This is a genomic window from Streptomyces sp. CNQ085 (assembly GCF_022614595.1).
Taxonomy (GTDB): Bacteria; Actinomycetota; Actinomycetes; order Streptomycetales; family Streptomycetaceae; genus Streptomyces.
This window is the reverse complement of the sequence record NZ_JAJFAU010000163.1, coordinates 1-10,911: the sequence shown is the minus strand read 5'-3', so window position 1 is coordinate 10,911 and position 10,911 is coordinate 1. Positions and strand designations below refer to the sequence as shown.

The 10,911-nt window shown below is 69.8% G+C and carries 9 protein-coding genes and 1 pseudogene; 7 read left to right on the top strand and 3 right to left on the bottom strand.

What is annotated here, in order from left to right; all coding sequences use genetic code 11:
* Both LJ221_RS23540 and LJ221_RS21090 read left to right on the top strand, forming a co-directional pair.
* Positions 1 to 141, top strand: a 141-nt coding sequence (locus LJ221_RS23540) for a transposase (protein WP_302852046.1), incomplete at its 5' end; no start/stop codon positions are given.
* A gap of 153 nt (positions 142 to 294) precedes the next feature.
* Complete coding sequence (locus LJ221_RS21090) at positions 295 to 1,464, top strand: ISAs1 family transposase (protein ID WP_241718304.1); 1,170 nt, start codon at positions 295 to 297, stop codon at positions 1,462 to 1,464.
* A gap of 80 nt (positions 1,465 to 1,544) precedes the next feature.
* Here LJ221_RS21090 and LJ221_RS21085 read toward each other — a convergent pair whose 3' ends face one another.
* Positions 1,545 to 1,775: a hypothetical protein gene (locus LJ221_RS21085; protein WP_241718303.1), complete on the bottom strand. Its 231-nt coding sequence runs from the start codon at positions 1,773 to 1,775 to the stop codon at positions 1,545 to 1,547.
* A 45-nt stretch (positions 1,776 to 1,820) separates the two neighbouring features.
* Between LJ221_RS21085 and LJ221_RS21080 the strand changes: the two genes are divergently transcribed.
* Positions 1,821 to 2,756 (top strand): AMP-binding protein, encoded by a 936-nt coding sequence (locus tag LJ221_RS21080; RefSeq protein ID WP_241718302.1) that lies wholly within the window; start codon positions 1,821 to 1,823, stop codon positions 2,754 to 2,756.
* 317 nt (positions 2,757 to 3,073) lie between these two features.
* On the opposite strand, the gene LJ221_RS21075 is transcribed toward LJ221_RS21080, so the two are convergent.
* Together LJ221_RS21075 and LJ221_RS21070 are read right to left on the bottom strand one after the other, a co-directional pair.
* Complete coding sequence (locus tag LJ221_RS21075; protein WP_241718301.1) at positions 3,074 to 4,228, bottom strand: methyltransferase domain-containing protein; 1,155 nt, start codon at positions 4,226 to 4,228, stop codon at positions 3,074 to 3,076.
* A gap of 358 nt (positions 4,229 to 4,586) precedes the next feature.
* Positions 4,587 to 5,042, bottom strand: coding sequence for a hypothetical protein (locus LJ221_RS21070; RefSeq protein ID WP_241718300.1), 456 nt, complete (start codon positions 5,040 to 5,042; stop codon positions 4,587 to 4,589).
* A 278-nt stretch (positions 5,043 to 5,320) separates the two neighbouring features.
* Between LJ221_RS21070 and LJ221_RS21065 the strand changes: the two genes are divergently transcribed.
* From LJ221_RS21065 to LJ221_RS21045, 4 genes and pseudogenes are all read left to right on the top strand, one after another.
* Positions 5,321 to 6,598: a helix-turn-helix domain-containing protein gene (locus tag LJ221_RS21065; protein ID WP_241718299.1), complete on the top strand. Its 1,278-nt coding sequence runs from the start codon at positions 5,321 to 5,323 to the stop codon at positions 6,596 to 6,598.
* A gap of 492 nt (positions 6,599 to 7,090) precedes the next feature.
* Positions 7,091 to 7,594 carry an RICIN domain-containing protein gene (locus tag LJ221_RS21060; protein ID WP_241718298.1) on the top strand — a complete coding sequence of 168 codons (504 nt, stop codon included), beginning with the start codon at positions 7,091 to 7,093 and terminating at the stop codon, positions 7,592 to 7,594.
* 457 nt (positions 7,595 to 8,051) lie between these two features.
* On the top strand, positions 8,052 to 8,672 hold the full coding sequence (locus LJ221_RS21050; protein WP_308314834.1) for an HNH endonuclease family protein: 621 nt from the start codon (positions 8,052 to 8,054) through the stop codon (positions 8,670 to 8,672).
* 283 nt (positions 8,673 to 8,955) lie between these two features.
* Positions 8,956 to 10,220, top strand: a pseudogene (locus LJ221_RS21045) (IS256 family transposase).
* The last annotated feature ends 691 nt before the right edge of the window (positions 10,221 to 10,911 follow it).

Here is a 10,911-nt window from a genome sequence, read left to right as displayed (position 1 = left end):
GACCGGCACCCCGTCCACCGCAGCAAGGCCGTCCGCGCCTGGCTGGAGAAGAACGCCGAACGGATCGAACTGCACCTGATGCCCGGATACAGCCCCGAGCTCAACCCCGACGAGATCCTGAACGCCAGGGTCTTTGCGTGAAGCGGATCGGTCCGGTTCGGGGGTCTCGCCCGTGACATGGCGTCATCTCCCGGTCCGGGGTGGATAGCGGTGCAGGCACGGTGCTGGTGATCATGTGGTTGTCGAGACCCATGAGAACCGAGCGAGACCGTGCCTGCTCCTGCATCATCTCCCATGCCCGCCGCGCTGGACCACCTGGCCCGTGCCGAATCCGCTGCCCCGGTCGCCGAGGCCGTTGACCTGCACCATTACCTGGCCCTGGTACCCGATCCACGTGATCGACGAGGACGCCTGTATCCGCTGGCCCCGATGTTGTCCGCGGCAGCGGCAAGCGTGCTGGCCGGCGCCCGTTCCCTGACCGCGATCGGCGAATGGATCGCGGACGCGCCGTGCTGGACGCTACGAGCTCTGGGCTTCGCCCCGGACCCGCTGACCGGCCGGGTCCTCGTCCCGCACCCGGCCACCGTGCGCCGCCTGCTCGCCCGTCTGGACGGCGACGCCCTGGACCAGGCGATCGGCGCCTTCCTCAGCGCCCGGACCAGCGGCACCACCGACACCGGCGGACTGCGGCCGATCGCCGTGGACGGCAAGACCGTGCGCGGCTCGCGCACCCCGACCCGGTCGGCCACCGCCCTGCTGGCCGCGATGACGCACGGCGGAGACGTCCTGGCCCAGTGCCAGGTCGCCGACAAAAGCAACGAGATCCCCACCTTCGCACCCCTGCTGGACACCCTCGACCTGACCGGCGCCGTGATCACCGCGGACGCCCTGCACACCCAGCACGCCCACGGTTCCTACCTGCGGGAACGCGGCGCCCACTACATCGCGGTCGTCAAGCGCAACCACCCGGGCCTGTCCGACCGCATCCGCCGCCTGCCCTGGCGCGAGATCGCCCTGGACCACTACGACCGCACCCGCGCCCACCACCGCACGGAGATCCGCCGCCTGAAGACCGCCGCGTTCGCCCACATCGACTACCCCGACGCGGCCCAGGCCCTCCAAGTCGTGCGCTGGCGCCGCGACCTGGGCACCGGCAAGCTCTCCATCGAGCGCGTCTACCTGATCACCAGCCTGGAACCCGGCCAGGCCACCGGCGCCCAGCTCGCCGCCTGGATCCGCGGCCACTGGGGGATCGAGAACCTCCTCCGCCACGTCCGCGACCGCACCTTCCACGAGGACGACTCCAAGATCCGAACCAGCCATCTCCCTCGCACCATGGCGTCCCTGCGCAATCTCGCGATCGGCATCCACCGGCAGGACGGACACACGAACATCGCCGCCGCTCTCCGCCACACCGCTCGCGACCCCCGCCGCCCCCTGACCGCCCTCGGCCTCACCGGATGAAACCGGACAAGATCACTTCACGCAAAGACCCTGTCCTGAACGCGGACCTCAAACGCCACGTCCACGCCGCCCGCGCCCGCTCAGCCGACGACCTCGCCCGCGAGACCCGACGTTTCCTCCACCGCCGCCAGCGCCAACCCCGCCACATCCGCGGCTACTTCCACGCCCGCCACGTCCGCTACACCCTCGAATAGGCAACTGAACAGTTCCGCCTCAATATATCCGCCGTCGAGCGGGAGCCGGACACCACGCGCGCGAAGTTCTTCCAGTCCTGGACGGTCACGAAAAAGGGTGCGGATCTGGAGATCCACACCGCGTACAACACCGATATCTTCGACGCCGAGACGATCGCGACCATGCAGCGGGTGTTCGTCGGCATTCTGCGCAGGGCGGTGTCCATGCCGGACACCAGCATTCGGCAGTCGTGGGCACATGACGAGGATTCCCGTGACGTGCAGGCGCGTCTGGGCAAGGGGAACACGGTGCCGACGCCCACCGGCAACGTCTTCACGCACTTCTGCCGTGTTGCGGAGGAGCACGAGCAGCGCGTGGCCGTCAGCACACCCGACGAGGTGGTGACCTACGGCGAGCTGCGGCGGCGCGTGGAGGCGATCCGCGTGCACTTGGCGGCCAACGGGGTCGGTGCCGGCGATCGACTGGGCGTCGCGCTCGCTCCGTCGGCGGATTTCCCGGCGACCCTCCTGGCGCTGATGGCTATGGGTGCCGTGTACGTGCCGATCTACGCGATGAACCCGCCGGGCCGTATCGCGACGATCATCGAGAACGCTGCGGTGCAGCGGGTGATCTGCGACGCGACGACGGCCGGAGTCGCGCCCGCGCTGGAGTTCCGACTGCCAGCGGACCTTTCGGACGCGACCGACGATGCCGAGGCCGTCCCCGGCGGGGACACGGTCGCGTATCTGATGTACACCTTGGGCAGCACGGGTACGCCGAAGGGCGTGCTCATCAGCCACGACAGCATTCTGGGGTTCATCCAGAACATCCGGACGCTCTTCGAGCGTACTCCGCAGGATCGTTTCCTCGGCTATGCGTCCTGTGGGTTCGACGTGTCGGTGTTCGAGGTCTTCGGCGCCCTGCTGACCGGTGCCTCGCTCCACCTCGTGCCGTCCGCGATGCGGCTCGACATGGTCGGCGTCCAGCGGTTTCTGGAGGACCGGCGCATCACGGTGACGGACCCGCCGCCGTCGGTCATGAAGCTGCTCGATCCGGCTCCGCTTGGAGATGGGCAGTGGAGTACTGAACTTGAATTTGTGATGTCGGTCAGTCGTTGAGAGTCAGGCCGGTGCCGGCGAGGCAGCCGTCGACCACGTCGAGCCGGTACTGGACCTTCTCCTCGGCGCGCTCGGGGTGGGCCGTGAGGCCGTGGCCTTCATCGAGGACGACCTGAAAGCCGAGCAGTCCGGCATGCCCGGCTGACCCCTTCCCTGCCTCCGGCGGCGCACGGCCACAGGGCCCGGCCCTCTTTGAGGGCGGCCCTGCGCAGCAAGACCTGCCCCAAAGCCCTCGCAAAGCCCACAGACCACGGTGGCATGGGACGACCAAGGCACCACTCCGGCCTTCGCCACTACGGCCGGGCCGGCCGCGGAGGTCAGCGCACTGCTGCGGGGGTCAGTGGCTGCCAGCGGGGGCCGTTCGGGTCGCCGCTCCAGATCCACTGCTCGTGTTCGGCGCGGGTGAGGCCGAAGTCGTACAGCCCCGGCGCGCCGCGCTCCTCCCACACCGTCCAGGCGCGCAGTACTTCGTCGGCCAGGCGGCGGGGCCCGCCCTGGTAGGCCACGGCCGCCGAGCCGGGGCCGTTGCGGGAGTCCACGGTGGCCCAGGAGGAGTGGCCGTCGTGCAGCCACGCGGTCACCCCGCCTCTGTCACCGGTTTCGGTGGTGATGTGCACCTCGGGCAGCAGCACCCGCAGCGCGAACAGCAGGTGCCCGCCCTCCGGCCCGGCCAGCGGCCCCAGGGCGCGGGGGAACGGCGCCTCCACCTCCAGGGGATGCCGGTCGCGGACGCGGTGGAACGGTGCGCCTGGGTCGGTGCCGCGGGCGGGCATGAACATCCCCAACCCCTGTATCCACCCCGTCGCGGAGCGCCCATCGGGGGCGGCGGTGAGGGCGACGTGGCCCAGGCGTCCCCAGGGGGTGACGATCCGCCCGCCGGGCCGGGTCTGTTCCACCCACGCCCAGGGGACTTCCTCGACGGCGTAGGTGGCGATCAGCCGGTCATACGACGCGTCCTGCGGCCATCCGGCCGCCCCGTCCCCGACCCGGACGGCCACCTCGGCGCCGGCCGCTGCCAGCCGCGCCTCGGCGCCGGCGGCCAGGGATGCGTCGACCTCGACGGAGGTTACCCGGCCTGGTCCGGTGCGGTGGGCGAGCAGCGCGGCGTTCCAGCCGGTGCCCGTTCCCAGCTCCAGCACCCGTCGGCCGGGTTCCAGCAGCAGCGAGTCGAGCATGTCCACCACGACCGCCGGACACGACAGGCTGGAGGACGCCAGTCCGTCGGTGATCTGGGTGACGGCCGGATCATCCGGCCCGGCGTAGACCTCGGCCGCCCACCGCCCCGGATCGGCCGCCCTATCCACCGGTACGTAGACACCGGCGGACCCGTCCCAGGACCAGAGCCGGTCGGGAGCGAACCGGTGCCGGGGCAGAGCCTCGACGGCCCGGCGGATCCATGGCGAGCGCTCGGGCCACAGACCGCGCTCCGCCATGGCCCCGGCCAGATGGGCGGACCGCTCGTCGAGGCGCACCGGGTCAGTCCTTCTTGTGTTTGCCGCCGCCCGGCGGCGGGGTGGGCACCTGCCCGTCGGCGTTCCCCGGCGGCGGGGTGCCCTGCCCGGGGTCGGGCTCCGGCTTGCGGTGATCCCCCACAGCAACCTCCCATGCTGGAGAAGTGACGCCTCATCATGGCCTAGTGTCCGGCCCCGGGGCCGCCGTATCCGCGGATCCGGCCGAAAACCCCACCCCGCCGCGCGGCTCCGACCCCGCCGCGCGCCCGGCAAGGCGGGGCGGCCTTGCCGGATGCGGGGCAGACCAGCACGGCTGGACGAGGTGCGGGCAGGAGCATCCGTGCGGCCGCAGGAGGACTGCGACACCAACCGCCGGAACTCACCGACCCGGCGGACGTGTCCGCCGGCGGCTGCGAGCGAGCTGCGTCTGCTCGCGCAGGGCGCGGATCCAGGACTCCACGAAGCCGGTGGCGCGGGTGTGGTCTCCGGGCAGGCAGAACAGGTCCGGATCGGCCTGGAGCTGGTCCATCAGGGCTTGGTGGAGTTCGTGCCATATCGGGTCCAGGCAGCTCAGGAGCGCGTCGGCGAACTGCCGGGGGCCGGTGTCGATGGAGATCATCTGAGTGAGAGGCGAGCCCAGGCCGCGTTCGTCGATCCGGGCGCGCAGCGCGGCCAGGGCCGGGGTGTCGGGCATGAACAGGCCGTGCATCACATACAGGGCGTAGAAGGGCCGCAGCCCGGTCAGCACCGTGCGGGCCTGTATCAGCTCTTCCCAGCTCGCCTGCCGGACCTGCTCCAGCGGAAGGGCCACGTGGCCGAGCGGGCTCCAGTCCACTGCGGGCGCCTCACCGAGCTCGGCCGCGCCCAGTCCTCCACGGTCAGACCGAACCCCCCCATCGCGGCGAGCGCCTCGGCCAGGGCGTCTGCGCCGACCTCTTCCGGGCCCAAGCCGATCGCCGCGGCCAGGTGCACGACCGCCGCCGGAGGCGGCCCGTCGTCGGGCAGGTCCTCATCGGCCCACAGCTCCGCCCGCACCCCGGGGGCAGGACGGGACGCAGCTAGGCTTCTCACACGGGCACGGCATTGTCAGTGACGCTTCGTATGCTGCCGGGCATGGCCCGTTCCTGGACGCGACTGCACGAGCACCTCGGTACGCCGCCCGGCCCGCTTACCTTCGACATGGTGAAGCAGGCCGCCGACGCCAACCTGGCCGAGTCCGACGACCTGGACTGGAAGGAACACCTGCCGCAGCCTCCGCGCGAGGGCCGGTGGAACGAGCTGGCCAAGGACGTCGCCGCGATGGCCAACACCCGCGGCGGCCTGCTCATCTACGGCGTCACCGACAAGACCACCGTGCCGGTCGGTATCAACCCCGGCGAGGTCAACACCCAGCAGTACGCGCAGTGGATCCGCAACCACGTCCAGCCCTACCTGCCCGACCTCACCTTCACCACACTTGCCTCACCTGACGGCCATCTCAGCTTCCTGATCATCGATGTCCCCGCCAGCCCCATGGCCCCCCACCACGTCTACGGCACCGCCGCCAAGGACAAGGACCAGCAGGCCGCCGTCGTCCCCTACCGCGACCGCGACCACACCGCCTGGATGGCCGAATATCAGATCGAGCGCGCCTACCGTGAACGCTTCACCCGCACTCAGCACGCCCAGGACGAAACCGACCGGCTCCTCGCCCATGCCCTGGACAACTCCCTCGCCGACCAGGCCGATCCCTCCGCTTGGTTCGTCGCCGTCGCCCGCCCGGAACAATCCCTGCCCCGCACCGCGCCGCCCCTCGCACGGGAGAAGGCCTCCGATCTGTGCGCAACCGCCCGCGCCCGCTCCCAGCAACTGACCCGCAACCGCCTGGCCGCAGGCCCGCTGACCGGGCTCGAGGTGGTCTCGTCCCACCCCCGGCCCGGGCTGCGCCGCTGGGTCTTCAGCACGCTGCCACTGCGCACAGGCCGGGAAATCTACACCGAGCTGCATCACGACGGCAGCACCGTCCTCGCGGTCAACCTGTCATGGAAGGCCTTGCGCGGAGACGACACGGAAGCCCCCGAAGCGGACGGCATCCTGGTCGACGCGGACATCGTCGGAGCCAGCTGCCGCGACGCCCTCGCCCTCGCCCGTGAACTGGCCCGCCACCTCGGCGTGGACAGCTCCGTGAACGTCACAGCGACCATCGCCACCGCCGAACCGGTGCCCCTGACGCCGGTCATCACCGAGTACGGCGGCTTCCGGTCCATTCCCGACCACGCACACCGGCCCCGCCACATCCAGCCCATCACGGCACTGATCACTCCGGCCGACGAGGACGACCACCTATGCGCGAGTGCCCAGGAGACCTTCACCGACCTGATGCACCAGTTCGGCATCATCGCCTACCTGTAGCCGAACCGCACACAGCTGATGGGCAGTTAGGGGCCGCGCCGGTCCCCGAGCCAGCGCGAGTCACCGCCTCCGGTAGGCGTACGGAAGGAGAACGCATTGCGTACGTTCCTCGTGCGGCTGCGAACCGAGGGTGTGTCGTTGATTAGACACTCACCCCTCCGAGGGGCGTCCGGCCCGCCTGGGTGTGCTGTGGTTGCCGTGTGATCCGGCACGGGCGGGGCGGCTCTGGGTGCTGGGCCCGTCTGCCTCGGTGTCCCGGGGTGTCTGCGGCTTTGGTCTTCGCGTGGTGGAACCAGGGGTGGGGGCGTGTGGTGGTGCGGGTGTCTTCCGGTGGTGCTTCAAGGTCGGGGTTTGGGCGGCGGGGTGTGACACGTTCGCGTGGAGTGGTCCGGCCGCCCCTGGATGGTCACCGAATGAAACTGCTTGTATACCGTTAGTGATGAATTGGTGTGGCCGTGCGGTCTGGCGGCCTCTCAAGAGAGGAACTCCCCGATGCGTCTTCGTTCCGCTTGTCTCAGTGCCGCCGTCGCGCTGGGCATGACCGTTCTGGCAGCCGGCACCGCGGATGCGGCCGGGCCGCTCAGCGGCACCAAGGTCCGCAACTGGCAGTCCGGTTTCGTCCTCGGCGTCGCCGGCAACTCCACGGCCGGCGGCGCTCAGATCCAGTACCAGAGCGACACCGAGGACCTGGCCCAGAAGTGGGCCATCGAACCGGTCACCGGCACCACCTTCCTGCTGCGCAACCTCCACAGCGACATGTGCGTCACCGCCGTGGACGGCGGCGACACCGAAGCCCTCCAGCAGCGCCCGTGCGACTCCCGGTGGAGGGAGCAGACCTTCACCCTGGAGGACTCCACCAAGCCCGACCGGTACCGGCTGCGCAACCTGGCCCACAGCAAGTGCCTGTTCCCCTACGGCACCGGCGCCCCCACCTACGCCCGGGTGTACGCCTGCGGCAACAACACCCACCAGACCCACTCCTTCGACGTCCGCTGACCTCCGCCCCCCCGGAAGGGGAGTGCGGGCCCGGCCCAGACAGCCGCCTGGGCCGGCCGGTCGCGAAGTCGGCGAAACCCAGCCCAGCACCGCGCCCCGCCGACACCGCGACACACCCCCCCTTTGATGAGAAGGCCGCAGCCAGCCCGCTCACACCCCACCACGCCCCACACCCCTGCATGGGGGCGCGCCATGCCCGCCGTGCCGGGCGCACTTCTCTTTCTTCGGCCGGGCCGGGAGCCTGTGCCGTCCTGGCCACTGTCACCGGTGTGGTGTTGAGGTGGATATTCATTCCCCCGGATGGCGTACGGCCCCGGACGGCATACGGGCCCGTCCCGCAGCCCATGCATGCGGGCATGAGATCCGCCTTCCGTACCGCCACCGCCGCCGCCCTGGCCACCCTCGCCGTGCTCGCCACTGCCGCCCCGTCCTGCCGACGGCCTCCGAGACCACCACCGTGACCGCGCCGCTGCGCGAAGCCCTGGCCGTCCTGCCGGTCCAGGCAGAAGACCGCACCGGCTACGACCGCGACGCCTTCCGACACTGGATCGACGCCGACCGGGACGGCTGCACCACCCGGCCCGAGGTCCTGCTGGCCGAAGCCGTCGACCCGCCCACCAGAACCGGCCGCTGCACCCTGACCGGCGGCCGCTGGTACTCCTGGTACGACGACACCTACCTCACCGGCCCCCGCGGCCTGGACATCGACCACCTCATCCCCCTGGCCAAGGCCTGGGACTCGGGCGCCTCCACCTGGAGCGCCCAGCGCCGCCAAGCCTTCGCCAACGACCTCGGCGACGAACGGTCCCTGGTCGCCGTCACCGCCCGCGCCAACCGTTCCAAAGCCGACCAGGACCCCGCCACCTGGATGCCGCCCACCACCGCCGCGCACTGCCGCTATGTGACCGAGTGGATCGCGGTCAAGACCCGCTGGCAGCTCACCCTGGACACCGCCGAACACCGCGCCCTTACCGAGACGGTGGCCGACTGCCCGAACGGCCCGGTCACAGTCGAGCCCGCTCCATACCCCCCGCGCCTCCTTGTCCAGGATTCGGGGTCAAGGCCCAACAGCTACTGAGGCGTAGAGGAGGCACTTCCTCATCAGGCAGGCTGGTACGGGTCGGTCAACTGCCGTTTCAGGTAGCCGAGATCGGCCCCAATGTGCCGCCGCGCCCTCGTCATGTTGCCCGGCCGGGATGACGTCGAACTGTTGCTTCGGCCCACGTGCCTCCGCAGGTCTTCACAGAGGTACAGCGATGACGATCGCCTGTCACGTGGTGTGGTCCCCTGCCGCTCGTCGCTGTGCGGCGCGTGGGACTGTAAAACGTTCGGTGTAACTCCTGATCAAGGAAGATGCATCGATGACCAGTGAGAACGTGACCGAGGCCGAGACCATCGAGCCGAGTAGGCCGCAGCCGTCGAAGGCCGTGGACGACCGGCTGATCGACGAGCTGGTGGGGCGGGCCCAGGCCGAGGGCCTGCAGCTGACCAAGCGGCTGCTGGAGTCCGCCCTGGAGGGGTGAGATCACCCACCACCTCGGCTACGACAAACACGACCCGGCTGGGAAGAACGGCGGCAACTCGCGTAACGGCACCCGCAGCAAGACCGTGCTGACCGATGTCGGCCCGGTGGAGATAGCCGTGCCCCGCGACCGGGAGGGCTCCTTCGAACCGAAGATCGTCAAGAAGCGGCAGAAGCGCCTGACCGGCGTGGACGAGATGGTGATCTCCCTGTCCGCCAAGGGGCTGACCACCGGCGAGGTCCAGGCCCACCTGGCCGAGGTCTACGGCGCGGAGGTCTCCCGGCAGACGATCTCCACGATCACCGACAAGGTCCTGGACGGCATGGCCGAATGGCTTCAGCCGGCCGCTCGATGCGGTCTATCCGGTGGTCTTCATCGACGCCATCCACGTCAAGATCCGGGACGGCGCGGTGGCCAACCGGCCGGTCTGTGTGGCTCTGGCGGTCACCGTCGAGGGTCGGCGGGAGATCCTGGGCCTGTGGGCCGGCGACGGCGGCGAGGGCGCCAAGCACTGGATGCACATCCTCACCGAGATCAAGAACCGCGGCGTGAACGATGTGCTGATGCTGGTCTGCGACGGGCTGAAGGGCCTGCCCGACGCGGTCGAGACCGTCTGGCCTCGCACAGTGGTGCAGACCTGCGTGGTCCACCTGCTGCGCAACAGTTTCCGCTATGCCGCCCGCCAGGACTGGGACAAAATCGCCAGGGTCCTGAAGCCCGTCTACACGGCGCCGGCCGAGGAGGCCGCCCTGGAGCGGTTCGCCGAGTTCGCCGAGACGTGGGGCCGGAAGTATCCGGCGATCGTGCGGCTGTGGGAGAACGCCTGGGAAGAGTTCACCCCGTTCCTGCGGTTCGATGCCGAGATCCGCCGCATCGTCTGCACCACGGACGCGATCGAGTCCGTCAACGCCAGGATCCGGCGTGCGGTCAAGGCCCGTGGACACTTTCCCAACGAGACCGCCGCACTCAAGTGCGTCTACATGGCGATCATGTCCCTCGGCCCCACCGGCCGGGGTCAGACCCGCTGGACCAGCCGTTGGAAGACTGCGCTGAACGCCTTTGACATCACCTTCGACGGCCGCCTGTCGGCGGCCCGCCAGTAACCTCAACCACCCCGGTTACACCGAACGTTTGGCTCTGTCTCACGTTCGGTGGTGACAGCCAGTCACGGGATGGTGGACAGGTCATCGCTCAGAAACCGCAGGTAAGCGCATCGCGACAGTCGTTCTCCGGCCGCGGCCGACAGGTCGGCTCCTCTCCGTGAGAGGCCGGCGCGACAACTTCGGCGTCTTCGATGTGCTGCTGTCTGCTGCGGAGTATCGAGGTCAGAGCACCGGATGCACTTCCTGTGAGGCGGTGGCGCCCAGTTCTCGCACTCTGTCACCACCGGATGTGAGACAGAGTCGAACGTTTGACAGACCCACCGTCGATGTCCTTTCTGCTGGCGCGGGGGTGTTCCGTGGGAGAGCACGCCGGTGCCGAAGCTGACGAGGTCTTCCCTGCCGATGCGGGGTGTTCCGACGTGTCCCGGGGCTGCCGGGCTCGTCGCGGCGGAGGCTGTTTGTAGCTCGGTGTGCGGGGATTGTCGGCGGTGAGCGGGCTGTGTCCTGGCGGCCCGCTCAGCGCGTTCTCTGGGTCCCACTGTGTTACAGCACCCCGAGTTCTTCCAGTGGACCGTACACGGCCCCGGCGGCCGACGGCGAGAGCCCCGGCCCCTGTACCGGCTGGCAGAGACTCCTACAGCACTCCCAGTTCTTCGAGCGTGGCAGCGCGTTCGGTGTCCAGCTTGTCTCG